Genomic DNA, 15,990 nt, shown 5'->3' with positions numbered 1-15,990 from the left:
GCACAGGAGGAAACCCCATGCAGGCCATGGCCAACACCCGGCAAGCGGAAGCGTGGAACGGCTGGGAAGGCGCCAACTGGGCGCGGAACGCCACCCGTTACGACGCGATGGTCGCCGCCTTCAACGACGCGCTGTTCCGAGCCGCCGCGATCGACGAGGACGACCGCGTCCTCGACATCGGCTGCGGTACCGGCCAGATCACGCTCGTGGCGGCGCGCCGCGCGTCCCGTGGGCACGTCGTCGGCGTCGACATCTCGGCGCCGATGCTGGAACGCGCCCGGGCCGACGCGGCGGAGCAGGGCATCACCAACGTCCGGTTCGAGCTGGGGGACGCCCAGGTCCATCACTTCCCCGACGGCGGCTTCGACGCCGCGATCAGCCGCGGCGGGGTGATGTTCTTCGACGACCTGGTCGCCGCGTTCGCCAACATCCGGCGAGGGCTTCGGCCGGGCGGGCGGCTCGTGTTCGTGGGTCCGCAGGGCGGCACCCCCGACAGCGCCTACGCCCGTGCCACCGCGGCGCTGAGGCCGCTGATGCGCGGTCCATCGCCCGCCGCGCGGGGGATGGGCTCCCTGGTGGATCCGGCCCGCATCCACGAGGTGCTCGGTGCGGCCGGATTCGCGGACGTGAGCGTCACGGGGGTCGAGGCGCCGATGGACTACGGCAGCGACGCCACCGACGCGGCGGAGTTCATCCTCGGCCAGGGACCGGTCCGCTTCAACCTGGAAGGGGTCGAGCCGGCCGTCGTCGAAAGGACGCGCGAAGAACTGCGGGCCGGGCTCTCGGCGTACGCGACGGCGGAGGGCATCCGCATCCCCGGTGCCGTCTGGCTGGTGAGCGCCGTCCGCCCCTGAGCATCCGGCATGACACTCCCCCGTCTGCCGCCCTTCCCACCACACAAGATCGATGTCCGGTACGATCCGGTTGCCGGTCCTCCGGGCGATCTATAGAGGTCCGCCCGGTTTTGAAGTGACCGGCGTTCGACGTCCGGCCTGTCCGTGGCGCGCCGCCCTTCCCCCGAATTCCGTGGATCCGTACCCGGCGCGGCGCCGTCCAAGACCCCGGCCGGTATCCGACCGGCTCAGCCGCGACCGGCGCGGCCCCGACCCCTCTGCGGTCGCGGCGCCTCCGCACCGGACGCGGCGAACCGGCAGTGAAGTGAGGAGATTGCATGAGGTCTTATCGCCGGCGGGTGCTTCCGGTGGGCTCGGTGGCGGCCCTCATCCTGGCGGGCGGAGGACTGACGGACGTGGCGAACGCCGCGCCGAAGCCTCCGCCGGGCGCGAACCTCGTCGCCAAGCCGGGCGCGCGGGCGATGGCGCCGCAGGTCACCGCGACGGCGGCGGCCGCCGCTCCGGCCTCGGCGAAGCTGTCCCTGAAGGGGCAGTACCAGAAGACCAACATGAACTGTGTGCCGACGTCGTCGTCGATGAGCCTGTCGACGTTCGGTGTCAGCGTGAGCCAGGAGACCCTGGCCAAGAAGATGGGCACCAGCCCCACCAAGGGCACGACGGGCGCCCAGGCGCGGCCGGTGCTCAACTCCTATGCCGACCCGCTCGGCTACTCGTACGGCTTCGCGGACGCCTCCACCGCCTCCAGCCTGATGGCGAAGGTGTCCTACGACGTCGGCGTGCTCAAGCGGGCCCCCGTCCTCGGGGTGTGGATGGAGAAGCTGCCGTGGAACTCCAAGATGAGCGGCAGCAAGGTCGGGCACGCCATCGTCGCGTACGGCTACAACCGCACCGCCGGGACGATCACCGTCTTCGACCCGTGGAAGTCCACCGGCGGGACGCACACCCTCTCGGCGAAGAGCCTCGCCGCGGACATGCAGCCGAGTGGGATGTTCCTGGTCACCGCCCGCACCGACGTGGGCCTGTCGACGCTGGGCAACCAGACCGGCGACAGCACGGCCGACGCCGTCGCGGTCGACCAGGCGACCGGGAAGCTGTGGCTGTACCCCGGCCCGAAGTTCGCCGCGTCCGGGCGGAAGCTGATCGGCAGCAGCGGCTGGAACGGCATGACCCAGCTCACCGGCATCGGCGACCTCACCGGCGACGGTAAGGCCGACCTCGTCGCCGTCCGCAAGAGCGACGGCACCCTGTGGGTCTACCCCGGCGCCACGAACGCCGTCGGTACGCCGGTCAAGATCGGCAACAGCGGCTGGAACGGTATGACCGAGCTCACCGGCATGGGAGACCTCACCGGCGACGGCCGGGCCGACCTCATCGCCGTGAGCAAGAGCGACGGCGCGCTGTGGCTCTACCCAGGCAAGGTGAAGGGTCTGGGCGGCCGCGTGCAGCTGCGGGCGAGCGGCTGGACCGGCATGGAGAAGCTGACCGGCGTCACCGACATCACCGGGGACAACAAGCCCGACCTCCTCGCGGTGCGCAAGTCCGACGGCACCCTCTGGGTCTACCCGGGCGGAACCCGTTCCCTCGGGACGGCCAAGCAGCTGGGCTCCGGCTGGGGCGGCATCCGCTCGCTGACGCTGACCGGGGACATCACCGGCGACGGCGTCAACGACCTGGTGGGCGTCGAGGCGAGCACCGGCATCATGTTCGTCTACCCGGGCCGTGCGACCGGGTACGCCGCCCGGCAGCAGCTCACGACAGGCTGGAACGGCTCCGCGGGCTGATCCGCGAGGCCGGCCGAGCCGGTCGTACGTCGAACGGGCGCGACGCCGCGAAGGCGCCGCGCCCGTTCCCGTCCCTGAAGGCGCCGGTTCGTGGCCGAGCAGGGACGCTCGCCGCCGGTTACCGGATGATCAGCGGGCTGAAGGCGTCCCGCACGTCGGCCTTGGACGGGGTGACATCCTGATCTGGCGGGCCGGTGTCGATGCCGCCGAAGTCCGAGTACGAGATGGTCGAGGGGCAGCTCTCGCCGTCGATCTGCACCTTGCGCTTGGCCACGAGCCTTCCGGTCCGCAGCTCGTAGACCTTCACGGGAATCGCGATCTTGTGGAACGTCACGTCGCTGACGGTCCCTGAGGATCTGCTCCGGTAGGGGCACGTCTCCACGGCGCTTCCGCTGTCCTCGTCGTCCGCGCAGACCACCAACACGGCGTGCGCGGGGTCGGTGGTCCGCCAACTCGACGGAAGCTTGTCCGTGTAATGGTCGTTGCCGTAGAACAGCGCGCGGTTGGTTCCCCCGCCGTACGGAGGGGCGCCGCTGTACTTCGCCGGCTTGGAGCAGTACTCGGGCTGCTCGTCGGTGTCCCCCTCCAAAAGCCTGCGGACGTTCGCCAGTTCGATCTTCAGCGTGGCCTGCGTGACGCCCTCCCGGGCCTTGGCCGTGCGTTCGTCGCCGGGGAACTGGTCGAGCAGTTGCTGATAACGCATCCGTGCGTTCGTCCAGTCCTTGGCCGCCATGAGGTCGTCACCACATGCGACGAGCGCCGCGGGCGCGGTCTGCGTGGCGGTGTCGGCGGACCGGTCCAGCGCGTTGTGGCTCGGCCTCCGATGGCGGAGCCAATCGGTGATCGAGGCGGTCCGGCAGTGGCTGTTGGTGGGCAGGCCGCTCAGGAACCCGTTCAGGACCGCGCTGACCGTCCTGTCGTTGCCAGGCTCGGAGAGGACCGCGGCCAGAATGCCGAAACCCGCCTTCAGCCGAAGGGGGTCAGCGGTCAGCAACCCGGCGGTCAAGTCGGCCCTGGCCGTGTGGAGCCGGTGGCACGCCTGCGCCATCTTGTCGCCGCGGGCGGTCAGCGGGGCGTCGGCCATGCGGTGGCCGAACCACACCTTGTGCTGGGCGGTCAGCACCTTCGTACAGTCGCCGTCGGCGCGGGCGTCGGCGACGCTCCGCTCGATCCCGGTCGCGTCGAACCGAAGGAGCCCCAGGACCAGCAGGACCGAACCCGTGACGCCGAGCGCGACCAGGCGCTGCCTGCGCACCGCGACCCGGTTGGTACGCCCGCCCGCCAGGAACCATCCGTGCACGATGACGGCCGCCCACCAAAGGAGCATGACGACCTCGAACCACGGCCGGGCGACCGAGACGAGTACGGAGAAGAGGACGACGGTGACCACCCCGGCGGCGACGGCAAGCCTGCGCCGCCCCAGCATCAGATAGCCGACGCCCAGTAGGGAGGCATTGCCGACGGCAACGGCCAGCGGGTCGTGCACCCGAGCCTCGGGCGGCTCGGGCTTCGGTACGGCGAACGTCGGGGAAGACATCCCGGTCTCCTCTACCGCGGAACGGGGGAACCCGATGTTCGCCCCTCGTCTACGGGAGGGGTCCCGGCGAAGCGACGCGTCCGTGATCGCCGAGCACTCGCCGGGCCGAAGATGGGAACAGAACGATCTTCACATTCGTTGCACCTTGACTGGCGGTCATTGTCCGCGACGGCACGTGCATGGAATCGAGGGAGTCCGTGATGGACGACGAGGAGGTCCCGGTTCACGACCTCCGTACGGACCGGCCGACCCCGGCCCGGATGTACGACTACTACCTCGGTGGCAAGGACAATTTCGCCGTCGACCGGGACGCCGCCGAGCAGGTCCTGACCGCCGCCCCCGAGGTGCGCGTGCTGGCGCGGGAGAACCGCGCGTTCCTCGGCCGGGCCGTGCGCTTCCTCGCGGGCGAGGCGGGCATCCGGCAGTTCATCGACGTCGGGACCGGGCTGCCGACCCAGGGCAACGTGCACGAGGTCGCGCAGGCCGTCGCACCCGGCTCCCGCGTCGTGTACGTCGACAACGACCCGATCGTCCGCGCCCACGCGAAGGCGCTGCTGCCCGACGACGGCACCACCGCCGTGGTCGAGGCCGACATGCGCGCCCCCGGCCCGATCCTCGACCACCCGGACACGCGCCGGCTGATCCGGTTCGACGAGCCGGTCGCCGTCCTGTTCATGTCGGTGCTGCACTTCATCGCCGACGAGGATGACCCGTACGGACTCGTCGCGGCGTTCCGGGACGTGTCCGTGCCGGGCAGCTACCTGGCGCTGTCCCACATCACGCCGCCGGACCGCAACACCGACGGCGCGGAGTCGGCCGCGGACGTCTACAAGAAGCGCGCCACCTCCCCGGCCGTCCTCCGCTCACGCACGGAGATCGAAACGCTCTTCGACGGATACGACCTGGTCGAGCCCGGCCTGGTCAACCTGCCGAAGTGGCGGCCCGACGACCCGGACGCCGTACGGGACGCCGAGTCCGTCTGGATGCTCTGCGCCACGGGCCGCAAACGCTGAGCCCAACCCGCCGGGCGCTCGGAGTCGCACGCAGGCGCTGAGCGGCCGGGTGCTGGAAGTCGATGCGAGCACCCATGGATTGCGCGATGGCCTGCTCCGGACGGGACAGCGGCTTGCCTGGCTCGACATAATGGGGTTCGGCCGTCGGCAGGAACGGGGCAGGAGGCTCGGCGCGTGGACTCGTCGTTTCCCATCGTCCCGACCGGCGACGATCGTCCGCTCACGCGGCGCGGCGGCGGGCTGGAGCCCACGCGGCCCGGCACGGCTCCACTGCATCAGGCCGGGGAGATGGGCCTGAACTCCGGGGAGAAGCTCCGCCAGGAGTGCTGGGAGATGATCGGCGGGCGCACCCGGGAGCGCCTGACGGAGCTCGCCGGCGGCGTCATCGACTGGTTCGCCCGCCGTGACTCGTCCAGCCTCGATGGTCGGCCGTACGCCGTGGTGTTCGGGGACCGGGGCCTGACCATCGCCGAGCCGCGGATCAACACCGAGCATCGCCCGGTCTACGCCATCTCCGGGTTCCTGTTCGAGCCCGGGTCGCTGCGGCATGTCCGCGTGGACCACCGGCCGCCGCCGTACGCGCCCGGGTCCGGTCCCGCCCTGGGGTCCGGGCCGAGGCCGACGGCCGCGCAGATCGCCGGGCTCGACTCCGCCGACCGGGGGCTGCTCGGCAACCTCCCGCCGCGCGCGCAGGAGCTGCTGCAGACGCCGTTCACCTCGGGGCAGCGCGTGCTGCGCTGCAACTGGGCGTACGAGGGGTTCGAGCACCAGCTCAACATGTTCATGGTCTGCCTGGCCGGGGCGCGGGACGTCACCGTCGCGTCCGGCACGAAGGTGATCCCCGCCGGCCATTCCGACGCGACCGCGCACTGGTCGCTGACGTGCTACCGGGCCTCGGTGGCGCGCCGAATGGGCAAGTGAGGCCCGCGGACTTCGCCGAACTCTCGGGGCACGACGCGTACGACGTGCTCGGGGTCGACCCGGACGCGACCCAGGACGAGATCCGGCGCGCGTACCGCAGCCTGGCGAAGACCGGGCATCCCGATGTGGTCGCGGACGCGCGGGCGAAGAAGGCCGCCGAGGAGCGCATCCGCCTGCTGAACGCCGCGCGCGACGTCCTGCAGCACCGCCGCGCCGCCTACGACGCCTTCCGCTCGACGCCGCCGGAACCGGAGCCGGAACCCGAGGAGATCATCGATGATCCCTGGGCTGATGCGACGCCCGGCGCCCCGCCGCCCCAGGACCCGTGGGCGAACGCCGACGCCGGTCCGCCCCCTTCCGCGGACCCGTGGGACACCGCCGACCACGGCCCGCCTCCGCCCGCGAGCCCATGGGGCACCTCCGATCCCGACCCACCCCCGCCCCCATGGGGTGTCACTGACCACGGCCCGCCCCCACCCTCATGGGACACCTCGCCACCTCCGGCTCCCCCGCGTCCGCGCTTCGTCCGGCCGGCGCGCCGACGGCGGTCCAGGTTCGGTATCGGGTGTTCGGTGGCCTGGGGAGTCGTGTGGTTCGGCGGGGCGTTGGTCCTCATCCTCTCCGCGTTCTTCCCCGATCGCGGGCCGCAGCCGTCGGTGGCCGTGCCGGCGAAGTTCGCGGGCCGGTGGAAGGGCACGGTGACGGACGCCACCACGAAGAACGGCACGCACCAGCGCTGGAAGGCCGAGGTCACGCTGCACGCCGGCAAGAAGAACGGCGAGGTGCGCTACCTCGACGGCAAGTGCGCCGGCACGGCGGTGCCGGTCTCCTTCGAACACGACCGGTTGACGGTGAAGACCGTGTTCGGGTCGTCGATGACCGGCTGCGACGTCGGCGACATGCGTCTCGGCCGGCGTAAGAGCGCCAAGCTCGACGTCGTCTACCACGACAAGAACGACAAGGTCACGGCGTCCGGCGTGCTCGCCCGGCAGTGACTCGCCTCGGTCCCTTGACAGAGCCGGAGTGCGGACCGATTATTAACCTACTCGTTCTAAAACAAGGTGGTTATGAAGTGGCCGACGACCGGATCAGCCTCGTGTTCGCGGCGCTCGCGGATCCCACGCGGCGCGCGATTCTGACCCGGCTGACCCAGGGGGACGCGACGGTGGCCGAGCTGGCCGCGCCGTTCGACGTGTCCCAGCCGGCGATCTCCCGGCACCTGAAGGTGCTGGAGACCGCCGGGCTCATCTCCCGGACCCGTCGCGCGACGGCCCGGCTCAGCCATCTGGAGGCCGAGCCGCTCCGCGAGGTGACCACCTGGCTGGCCCGCTACCAGCGGTTCTGGGACGAGAGCCACGAACGGCTCGACGAGCTGCTCGCGGCACTGCAGGGCCAAGGAGGAAACGGCCGCGCCGACGCGACCACGACGAACGGAGAAGACGATGGCCAAGACGCAGATCACCGCTGAGCCCGGCATCCCGCAGATCATCATCACGCGAGAGTTCGAGGCACCGTGCGCCCTGGTGTTCCGGGCGTACACCGACCCGGAGCTGATCGTGCGCTGGCTCGGTCCGCGCGAGCTGACCATGCGCTTCGACTACCACGAGCCGCGCGACGGCGGCCGCTGGCGCTACGTCAGCATCGACCCGGCCGGCAACGAGTACGGGTTCCACGGCGTCTTCCACGGCGAGCCGTCGATCGACGGCATCGTGCAGACCTTCGAGTACGAGGGCGTGCCCGGCCACGTCGCCCTGGAGACGGTGACGTTCGAGGACGTCGACGGCCGGACGCTGGTGCGGTCGGTGTCGAGCTTCCAGTCGGTGGAGGACCGCGACGGCATGATCGCCTCCGGGGCGGAGCACGGCATCCGCGACTCCGACGAACGCCTGGAGGAGCTCCTCGCCGAGCTCCAGGGCCGCTGACATGTTGCTCGAGCGGAAGAACGCCGTCATCTACGGAGGCGGCGGGGTGATCGGCGGCGCGGTGGCGCGGGCCTTCGCCCGGGAGGGGGCGCGCGTCCACCTGGCCGGGCGGACGGCGGCGAGGCTGGAGGCGGTCGCCGAGCCGATCCGCGCGGCGGGCGGCCGGGCCGAGACTGCGGTGCTCGACGCGCTCGACGAAGGAGCGGTCGACGAGCACGCCGATGAGGTCGCGGCGAAGTTCGGCGGCCTGGACGTCTCGTTCAACGTCATCGCGCACGGCGACGTCCAGGGCACGCCGCTCGCCGAGATGTCCCTGGCGGACTTCGAGCGGCCGGTCGTCACGGCGGTCCGCACGACGTTCCTGACGGCGCGGGCCGCCGCGCGTCACATGATGCGGCAGCGCTCGGGCGCGATCCTGATCTTCGGCGGGTACGGCCCGCCGATGCCGCGCCTCGGCGGGCTGCTGGTCGCGTTCGGCGCGCTGGAGTCCCTGCGGCTCAGTCTGGCCTGCGAGCTCGGCCCGTACGGCGTGCGCGTCGTCACCCTGCAGACCGGCGGGGTGCCCGAGACGCTGCCGGAGGATTTCGAGGGCCGGGACGCGATCGTCGGTGACCTCGTCGGGAAGACCATGCTCGGCCGTGGGGCGAGCCTGGAGGACGTCGGTAACGTCGCCGCCTTCGCCGCCTCCGACCGGGCCCGTACGATCACCGGCTCGGCGATCAACATCACGTGCGGCTCGGTCCCGGGCTGATCCTCGTCATCCTCCAGGGTGACCCCGGATCCGGCTCTGCGGGGTGACGAAACGGCGAAGGGCGCGTCATTAACCTGACGGCGCCCTGATCGCCGAGTCGAAGGAACGTCACCGTGCTGAAGCCCGGGAAGATCCCCCTCAGGACCACGGCCACGGCCGTCGCCGTCGCCCTCACGCTGGCGGCGGCCGTGCCGCCGGCCACGGCCGCGACGACGGCCGGGCCGGTCGACGGCGTCTGGACCACGGACGGGTATGCCACCGTCCTGTCCATCGACCACGGCCGGATGAGCGGATACGAGACGACCGCGGTGAGCTGCCTGCCCGGGTTCACCGCGCGGCAGAGCGGGCCGGTCGGCCCGGGAGGCAGGGCCACGTTCACCGACAAGGACGACGACGTCATCCGCGTGTGGCGCGACGGCCGAGGCGGTCACCTCAGCATCGACGGGTCGGCCGGCGTCCGGGGACTGCGCCGGACGGCCGCGCTGCCGGCCCGGTGCGGCCGGCCCGTTCCGAAGGATCCGCGGACGACGTTCGACGTGTTCTGGCAGACGTTCGCCGAGAACTACCCGTTCTTCGCCGCCAAGGGAATCGACTGGGACGCCGTGCGGCGGCGCTACCGCCCGCAGGTGACCGCCGGGACCACCGACGACCGCCTGCTGTCGATCCTCGACGCCATGATCACGCCGCTGCACGACGCGCACACGGGCATCATCGCCGGGGGCAAGCCCTACTACCACCTGCGGCCCGGCACGATCATGCCCACGCCGGACTACGACGCCAAGATCAAGGCCTTCATCGCCAAGCGGGACGCGCCGCTGCGGGACTTCGCCAAGGGCCGGATCTCCTACGCCGACCTGCCCGGCCGACTCGGCTACCTGCGGATCTCCGGCTTCGGCGGCTACACCGACGCCGACACCTACGCCGCCAACGCGGCCGAGCTGGACCGCGCGCTCGACGCCGTCCTCACCCCCGCCCGCACGGCCGGCCCCGGCAGGCTCCGGGGGCTCATCATCGACCTGCGCGTCAACGGCGGCGGGTCGGACGTCCTCGGGCTGCGCATCGCCTCCCGCCTCACCGGCCGCGCCTACACGGCGTACTCCAAGCGGGTCCGCAACGACCCGGAGAACCCGGCCGGGTTCACGCGCCCCCAGCCGATCCGGGTGCGCCCCGCCCACGCGCCGCTCTACCGGGGACCGGTCGCGATGCTCACCGGCGGTTCCACCGTCAGCGCCGGCGAGACCTTCACCCAGGCCCTCATCGACCGCCTCCCCCGGCCGGTCCGGATCGGCGAGAACACCCAGGGCGTCTTCTCCGACATCCTCGACCGGCACCTCCCGAACGGCTGGGCCTTCGGGCTGCCCGACGAGGAGTTCCTCACCCGCGCGGGCACGACCTTCGACGGCCCCGGCATCCCGCCGGACGTCCGCACCCCGGTCTTCACCGACGAGGAACTCGCCAAGGGCCGCGACTCCGCCTTCGACCGCGCCATCGCCCTCCTGACCCACGGGTGACGGCTCACCAACCGCCGCCCCCGTCCGAGCCGCCGGTATGACCGTGGCCTCCCCCGTCCGAGCCGCCGGCATGTCCGTAGCCGCCCACGTCCCAGCCGCCCGAGCCGTCAAAGCCGCCCGTGAAGTCGTACGTCGCCGGGTTCATGGGGGTGCGGCCATGCAGCGGGTCGACCGGCCTGTCCCGTTTCGGGTTGGTCAGCGGTGAGTGCTTCGGCAGCGTGTACACGTGCGTCTCGAAGATCTCCCGGAGCTCGTCGTCGGCGATCCCGGCCGTTCCCTGGACGGCGACGCGCACGAGTCCCTGCGGTGCCTCGGCCAGCCGACGCCGCAGGGACCGGCCGCGCCTGATCCGGCGCCACTGCCACAGCGCGCCGAGCCGCGAGGAGGGAAGAAGCCTCTCGTCGCGCAACCTCCAGCCGACCTCCGCGACGGCCGGGGACAGGGCGACCAACAACCGGGTCAGGCCGAGCACCCGTCCGATGTCCGGGATGACGGCCAGCGCGACCGTCTCGATCGGGTCCTGCGCGGTGCGCCGTTCGGCGTACACGCGGTGCCGGTCGGGTGTGATCCGGATGCGGCCGCCCTCGTGCAGGACGACCAGCGCGACCACCGCCACGCGGTCGGCTCCGCCGAAGAGATAGGCGATTTCGTACGGGGACAGGTCGTGGTCCGGCATGGGCCACCTCACACGCGGGATCGTGTCGAGCCCCCCGACATTCGATCTGACGCCCCCCGCCGCGCCGCGGTTCCACCAGACGGGCGACGGCGGGGTGAATCGCCTACGACTAGAGCTCGCGGAGGCGGGCGGCGGCGGTCTCGGGGAGTACGTCGTTGATGTACGCGCCGCCGCCGGTCTCGCTCGTGGCGAGGAACTTCAGCTTGTCGGCGGTGCGCTGCGGCGTGTAGATGCGGGCGGCCAGGTGTGCCAGGTCGCGTGAAGTGCGCGCCGGGGCCTGGTACCAGCAGGCCATGTACGGCGTCGTCTGCTCGTAGAGGGCGTCGAAGCGGCGCAGCACGTCGGCGTACAGGCCCATGAGCTCGTCGCGCGCGGCGGCGTCGAGGGCGGGCAGGTCGGGGACGCAGGAGCGCGGGGCGACGTACACCTCGTAGGGCCAGCGGGCGGCCTCCGGCACGTACGCGAGGAAGCCGTCGGTCTCGGCGACGACGCGGGGACCGGCGGCCTCGCGGGCGACGACGTCGCACATGAGGCACCCGCCGTGCTCCTCGCGGAACCGCTCGGCGGCGGCCAGCATCCGGCGCGGGATCGGCGGGATGTACGGGAACCCGTAGATCTGGCCGTGCGGGTGCGGGAGGGTCGCGCCGATCGCCGCGCCGCGGTTCTCGAAGAGGAAGACGTACTCCACGTCGGGCCGCTCCCCGAGCTCGGTCGTGCGGTCGGCCCAGGCACGGCCGACGGTGGCGAGCCGCTCCGGCGGCAGGGTCGCGAAGGAGCCGTCGTGGTCGCTGGTGAAGCACAGCACCTCGCAGCGCCCGCCGGCCGGGCCGCCGAGGGAGGGGAAGCGGTTCTCGAACGACACGACGTGGTAGTCGGAGGCGGGGATCTCGCTCAGGTGTCCGTCGCGGGACGGGCAGAGGGGGCACTCGCCGGGCGCGGGCTGGTAGGTGCGGTTCTGCCGGTGCGCGGCGACGAGGACCTCCTCGCCCTGCAGTTCGTCGTACCGCAGTTCGGCGGCGGGCGCGTACGGGGGCAGGTCCCGCCGGTCGGGGGTGGATCGGTCCAGCCCGGGCACGTCGTCGAAGTAGATGATCTCTCTTCCGTCCGCGAGCCGCACGGACGTGCGGCGGGAGGACGCGGTGACGGCGTGGGCGGAGGACATCGGGGTTACCTTTCGCGGAGCCAAGGGTCAGGCGGGGGCCCGGCCGGCGCTGCTGCGGCTGACCAGCTCGGTGGAGATGATGATCTTCTTGTCGCTGCGACGGCCGCTCTCTATCTGTTCGAGCAGCAGGTTAACGCTCGACCGGCCGACGGCAGCGAAGTCCTGGCGGATGGTGGTGAGCGGCGGGATGAAATATGCCGCCTCGGGGATGTCGTCGAAGCCGATGACGCTGACGTCGTCCGGCACGCGACGGCCCGCCTCGTACAGGGCCCGCAGCAGGCCGAGGGCGTTCTGATCGTTGGAGGCGAACACCGCCGTGACCTCCGGGTCGGCGGCCAGGGCCAGGCCCCGGTCGTACCCGGATCCGGCGCTCCAGTCGCCCGGAAGCGTCGGCGGGATCGGCGCACCGGCCTCGAGCAGCGCGTCCCGCCAGCCGCGGTGGCGCTCGCGCGCCTCCAGCCACGACGGCGGGCCGGGCAGGTGGTGGACCGTCCGGTGCCCGAGGTCGAGGAGGTAGCGCGTCGCCGCCTTCGGCCCGGAGTACTGGTCGACTCCGACGGCCGGGACGATCGTCTCGCTCTCCATCACCACGAGGGGGATGTCGGAGGGCAGGTGTTTGGTGGTCTGGGTCAGCGGGACGTGTCCGGGGATCACGATGAGCCCGTCCACGCCCTGGCCGCGCAGCCGCTCGGCCGCCTCGCTGATCGAGCGCTGGCTGGCCGACTGCAGCGCGATGACGCTGGTGAAGTAGTCGGCCTGGCGGGCGCAGCGCTCCATCTCGCTGATCATCGACGCGGGCCCGTAGAGGGTGGCGTCGAAGCTGACCACGCCGAGTGTGCGCGAGCGGCCGGTGGCCAGGGCCCGGGCGAAGGCGTTGGGCCGGAAGTCCAGTTGAGCGGCCGCGGCCAGGACCTTGGCCCGGGTCTCCGAGCTCACCCTCGGGTGATCCTTGAAGACCCGGGACACGGTCTGGTGCGACACCCCGGCGAGTTTGGCCACGTCCCGAAGCCCGGGGCGCGCCGTGACCCGCGCGTCGCCCCGGTCTTCGGATGGTGCGTCCAGGTTCACCGGGAGGTGCCGGCGCGGCGCTTGGCCCAGACGTCGAACGCCACGGCGGCCAGCAGCACCAGGCCCTTGATCAGCATGACCCGCTCGCTCGGCGCGCCGAGGAGGGACATGCCGTTGTTGATGACGGCCATGATGAGACCACCGGTGATGGCGCCGACGACCTTGCCGACGCCGCCCTGCACCGCCGCGCCGCCGATGAACGCCGCCGCGATCGAGTCGAGTTCGAAGCTGGTGCCGGCGGTCGGGCCTGCCTGGTTGAGCCGTCCGGCGAAGATGACGCCGGCCAGCGCGGCCAGCACGCCCATGTTGACGAACAGCCAGAACACCACGGACTTGGTCTTGATGCCGGACAGCCGGGCGGCCTGCAGGTTGCCGCCGATGGCGTAGATGTGCCGGCCGAAGATCGCGCGGGTGGTGACGAGGGTGTAGCCGAGGACCAGAACGGTCAGCACGATGAGCACGACCGGCATGTTCTTGAACCGCGAGAGCTGCACGGCGATGAACATCACGACGAACGCCGCGAGGGCCATCTTCACGATGAACAGCGGCAGCGCGTCGACCTTCTGGCCGTACCCCGCGCGGCCCTGCCGGGCCCGCCACTGGGTGAGCACGATGCCCACCACGGCGATCACGCCGACGATCAGGGTGAACAGGTCGCCGCCGCCGAGCGGGCCGAGGCCGACGTTGCCGAAGTAGCCGGGCAGGAAGCCGTTGGCGAACGTCCGGACCTGGTCGGGGAACGGGCCGATGCCCTGGTTGCCCAGCACGGTGAGGGTGAGGGCGCGGAAGATGAGCATGCCGGCGAGCGTCACGATGAACGCCGGGATCTCGAAGTAGGCGATCCAGTACCCCTGCCACGCGCCGATGATCGCGCCCGCCACGAGCGTCAGGATGACGGCGAGCGGCCAGGGCATGTGGTGGTTGACCATCAGCACGGCGGACAACCCACCGGTGACGGCCACGACCGAGCCGACCGACAGGTCGATGTGGCCCGCGATGATGATGAGGATCATCCCGATCGCGAGGATCAGGACGTAGGAGTTCTGCACGAGAACGTTGGACATGTTCTCCGGCGAGAGCAGGTTCCCGTGGGTGAGGACCGCGAACAGCGCCACGATCAGCGCGAACGCGACGTAGATACCGCTCTGCCGCAGGTTGACGGAGAAAATCCGGTCGGTCACGCCGCGGGACGGCGGCGAAGCCTCGCCCTTGTCCGGGCGGGCCGGTGCGACGCTGCTCATGAAACTACCTGCTCCTCGTCGTAACGGGTCATGTACTGCATCAGCCGCTCCGGAGTGGCCTCCTCGCGGGGGACCTCACCGGTGATACGCCCGGCCGACATCGCGTAGATGCGGTCGCAGATGCCGAGCAGCTCGGGCAACTCCGAGGAGATGACCAGCACGGCCTTGCCCTGGTCGGCCATCTCATTGATGATCGAGTAGATCTCGTACTTCGCGCCGACGTCGATGCCGCGGGTGGGCTCGTCGAGGATCAGCACGTCCGGGTCGGTGAACAGCCACTTGGACAGCACGACCTTCTGCTGGTTCCCGCCGGAGAGCTTGCCGGCGATCGCGGCGACGTTCGGCGCCTTGATGTTCATGCTCTTGCGGTAGCGCTCGGCGACCTGGATCTCCTCGTTGTCGTTGACCCAGCCCCGCTTCGCGAGCTTGAGCAGTGCCGCGACGGAGATGTTGCGCTTGATGTCCTCGATGAGGTTCAGGCCGTACCGCTTGCGGTCCTCGGTGGCGTACGCGATGCCGTGCTTGATGGCGTCGCCGACCGACTTGACGCGGATCTCCTTGCCGTCCTTGTAGATGCGGCCGGTGATCCCGACGCCGTAGCTGCGGCCGAACACGCTCATCGCCAGCTCCGTACGGCCGGCGCCCATGAGCCCGGCCAGGCCGACGATCTCGCCGCGCCGCAGCGTGAGGTTGGCGCCGTTCACGACCAGGCGATCGTGCTGGGTGGGACTGCGCACGGTCCAGTCCTCGATCCGCAGCACCTCCTCGCCGACGTTCGACTCGTGCTCGGGGTAGCGGTGCTCGAGGTCGCGGCCGACCATCCCGGAGATGATGCGGTCCTCGGTGACGAGGTCCTTCTCCATGTCGAGCGTCTCGATCGTGCGGCCGTCGCGCAGGATCGTGGTCGAGTCCGCGACGGCCTTGATCTCGTTGAGTTTGTGGGAGATGATCACGCAGGTGATGCCCTGCTCGCGCAGGCCGCGCAGCAGGTCGAGCAGGTGCGCTGAGTCGGAGTCGTTCAGCGCCGCCGTGGGCTCGTCCAGGATCAGCAGCTTCACGTCCTTGGACAGCGCCTTGGCGATCTCGACGAGCTGCTGCTTGCCGACCCCGATCTCCATCGCCGCGATGGTGGGGTTCTCGTCCAGGCCGACGCGGTCGAGCAGCTCGGCGGCCTTGGCGTTGGTCTTGTTCCAGTCGATGAGGCCGCGGTGGGCCGTCTCGTTGCCGAGGAAGATGTTCTCGGCGATCGACAGGTACGGGCTGAGCGCCAGCTCCTGGTGGATGATGACGATGCCGTGCTTCTCGCTGTCGCGGATGCCGGAGAAGCGGCACAGCTCGCCGTCGAAGTGGATGTCGCCCTCGTACGAGCCGTGCGGGTAGACGCCCGACAGCACCTTCATCAAGGTGGACTTGCCTGCGCCGTTCTCACCGCAGATCGCGTGGATCTCGCCGCGCCGCACCACCAGGTTCACGTCCTGCAGCGCCTTGACGCCGGGGAACGTCTTGGTGATCCCGCTCATCCGCAGAATCGCGTCGTCGGTCATGTCGTGCCC

15 protein-coding genes are annotated in these 15,990 nt (G+C 71.0%); 9 read left to right on the top strand and 6 right to left on the bottom strand.

Annotated elements, in window-relative coordinates:
• The first annotated feature begins 17 nt into the window (after positions 1-17).
• Both ACQP2O_RS03655 and ACQP2O_RS03650 read left to right on the top strand, forming a co-directional pair.
• Positions 18-854 (top strand): class I SAM-dependent methyltransferase, encoded by an 837-nt coding sequence (locus ACQP2O_RS03655; RefSeq protein WP_433179854.1) that lies wholly within the window; start codon positions 18-20, stop codon positions 852-854.
• 317 nt (positions 855-1,171) lie between these two features.
• Positions 1,172-2,635, top strand: coding sequence for an FG-GAP-like repeat-containing protein (locus ACQP2O_RS03650; protein WP_433179852.1), 1,464 nt, complete (start codon positions 1,172-1,174; stop codon positions 2,633-2,635).
• A gap of 118 nt (positions 2,636-2,753) precedes the next feature.
• Here ACQP2O_RS03650 and ACQP2O_RS03645 read toward each other — a convergent pair whose 3' ends face one another.
• Positions 2,754-4,172: a hypothetical protein gene (locus tag ACQP2O_RS03645; RefSeq protein ID WP_433179850.1), complete on the bottom strand. Its 1,419-nt coding sequence runs from the start codon at positions 4,170-4,172 to the stop codon at positions 2,754-2,756.
• A gap of 200 nt (positions 4,173-4,372) precedes the next feature.
• Between ACQP2O_RS03645 and ACQP2O_RS03640 the strand changes: the two genes are divergently transcribed.
• The 7 genes from ACQP2O_RS03640 to ACQP2O_RS03610 all read left to right on the top strand — a co-directional run bounded on the left by ACQP2O_RS03640 (position 4,373) and on the right by ACQP2O_RS03610 (position 10,290).
• Complete coding sequence (locus tag ACQP2O_RS03640) at positions 4,373-5,185, top strand: SAM-dependent methyltransferase (protein ID WP_433179849.1); 813 nt, start codon at positions 4,373-4,375, stop codon at positions 5,183-5,185.
• A gap of 174 nt (positions 5,186-5,359) precedes the next feature.
• Positions 5,360-6,106 carry a hypothetical protein gene (locus ACQP2O_RS03635; protein WP_433179847.1) on the top strand — a complete coding sequence of 249 codons (747 nt, stop codon included), beginning with the start codon at positions 5,360-5,362 and terminating at the stop codon, positions 6,104-6,106.
• The gene (locus ACQP2O_RS03630; protein WP_433179845.1) at positions 6,103-7,101 is read left to right on the top strand and encodes a DnaJ domain-containing protein; all 999 of its coding nucleotides are present in this window, start codon (positions 6,103-6,105) and stop codon (positions 7,099-7,101) included. Before ACQP2O_RS03635 ends, ACQP2O_RS03630 begins: the two co-directional genes overlap by 4 nt.
• 77 nt (positions 7,102-7,178) lie before the next feature.
• The gene (locus ACQP2O_RS03625) at positions 7,179-7,574 is read left to right on the top strand and encodes an ArsR/SmtB family transcription factor (protein ID WP_433179843.1); all 396 of its coding nucleotides are present in this window, start codon (positions 7,179-7,181) and stop codon (positions 7,572-7,574) included.
• Positions 7,549-8,028, top strand: coding sequence for an SRPBCC family protein (locus ACQP2O_RS03620; RefSeq protein ID WP_433179841.1), 480 nt, complete (start codon positions 7,549-7,551; stop codon positions 8,026-8,028). Before ACQP2O_RS03625 ends, ACQP2O_RS03620 begins: the two co-directional genes overlap by 26 nt.
• A 1-nt stretch (position 8,029) precedes the next feature.
• The gene (locus ACQP2O_RS03615; protein WP_433179839.1) at positions 8,030-8,779 is read left to right on the top strand and encodes an SDR family NAD(P)-dependent oxidoreductase; all 750 of its coding nucleotides are present in this window, start codon (positions 8,030-8,032) and stop codon (positions 8,777-8,779) included.
• Between the two features lie 113 nt (positions 8,780-8,892).
• On the top strand, positions 8,893-10,290 hold the full coding sequence (locus ACQP2O_RS03610) for a S41 family peptidase (protein WP_433179837.1): 1,398 nt from the start codon (positions 8,893-8,895) through the stop codon (positions 10,288-10,290).
• 4 nt (positions 10,291-10,294) lie between these two features.
• Here the strand turns inward: ACQP2O_RS03610 and ACQP2O_RS03605 are convergent, their stop codons facing one another.
• The 5 genes from ACQP2O_RS03605 to mmsA all read right to left on the bottom strand — a co-directional run bounded on the left by ACQP2O_RS03605 (position 10,295) and on the right by mmsA (position 15,981).
• The gene (locus ACQP2O_RS03605; RefSeq protein ID WP_433179835.1) at positions 10,295-10,966 is read right to left on the bottom strand and encodes a TIGR04222 domain-containing membrane protein; all 672 of its coding nucleotides are present in this window, start codon (positions 10,964-10,966) and stop codon (positions 10,295-10,297) included.
• A gap of 109 nt (positions 10,967-11,075) precedes the next feature.
• Positions 11,076-12,128 (bottom strand): galactose-1-phosphate uridylyltransferase, encoded by a 1,053-nt coding sequence (gene galT, locus ACQP2O_RS03600; RefSeq protein ID WP_433179833.1) that lies wholly within the window; start codon positions 12,126-12,128, stop codon positions 11,076-11,078.
• 27 nt (positions 12,129-12,155) lie between these two features.
• A complete protein-coding gene (locus ACQP2O_RS03595; RefSeq protein WP_433190916.1) occupies positions 12,156-13,094 on the bottom strand; it encodes a LacI family DNA-binding transcriptional regulator in 939 nt (312 codons plus the stop codon).
• Between the two features lie 98 nt (positions 13,095-13,192).
• On the bottom strand, positions 13,193-14,437 hold the full coding sequence (mmsB, locus tag ACQP2O_RS03590; protein WP_433179831.1) for a multiple monosaccharide ABC transporter permease: 1,245 nt from the start codon (positions 14,435-14,437) through the stop codon (positions 13,193-13,195).
• On the bottom strand, positions 14,434-15,981 hold the full coding sequence (gene mmsA, locus ACQP2O_RS03585) for a multiple monosaccharide ABC transporter ATP-binding protein (RefSeq protein ID WP_433179829.1): 1,548 nt from the start codon (positions 15,979-15,981) through the stop codon (positions 14,434-14,436). Before mmsA ends, mmsB begins: the two co-directional genes overlap by 4 nt.
• Positions 15,982-15,990 lie beyond the last annotated feature (9 nt).

This window comes from Actinoallomurus sp. CA-150999 (assembly GCF_050942425.1).
Classification (GTDB): domain Bacteria; phylum Actinomycetota; class Actinomycetes; order Streptosporangiales; family Streptosporangiaceae; genus Actinoallomurus.
This window is presented reverse-complemented; position numbering and strand designations above follow the sequence as displayed.

Coding starts and splice junctions, on each gene's coding strand:
- ACQP2O_RS03605 (WP_433179835.1), bottom strand. CDS start 10,966: ATGCCGGACCACGACCTGTCCCCGTACGAAATCGCCTATCTCTTCGGC.
- galT (WP_433179833.1), bottom strand. CDS start 12,128: ATGTCCTCCGCCCACGCCGTCACCGCGTCCTCCCGCCGCACGTCCGTG.
- mmsA (WP_433179829.1), bottom strand. CDS start 15,981: ATGACCGACGACGCGATTCTGCGGATGAGCGGGATCACCAAGACGTTC.
- ACQP2O_RS03640 (WP_433179849.1), top strand. CDS start 4,373: ATGGACGACGAGGAGGTCCCGGTTCACGACCTCCGTACGGACCGGCCG.
- mmsB (WP_433179831.1), bottom strand. CDS start 14,437: ATGAGCAGCGTCGCACCGGCCCGCCCGGACAAGGGCGAGGCTTCGCCG.
- ACQP2O_RS03645 (WP_433179850.1), bottom strand. CDS start 4,172: ATGTCTTCCCCGACGTTCGCCGTACCGAAGCCCGAGCCGCCCGAGGCT.
- ACQP2O_RS03615 (WP_433179839.1), top strand. CDS start 8,030: ATGTTGCTCGAGCGGAAGAACGCCGTCATCTACGGAGGCGGCGGGGTG.
- ACQP2O_RS03650 (WP_433179852.1), top strand. CDS start 1,172: ATGAGGTCTTATCGCCGGCGGGTGCTTCCGGTGGGCTCGGTGGCGGCC.
- ACQP2O_RS03655 (WP_433179854.1), top strand. CDS start 18: ATGCAGGCCATGGCCAACACCCGGCAAGCGGAAGCGTGGAACGGCTGG.
- ACQP2O_RS03620 (WP_433179841.1), top strand. CDS start 7,549: ATGGCCAAGACGCAGATCACCGCTGAGCCCGGCATCCCGCAGATCATC.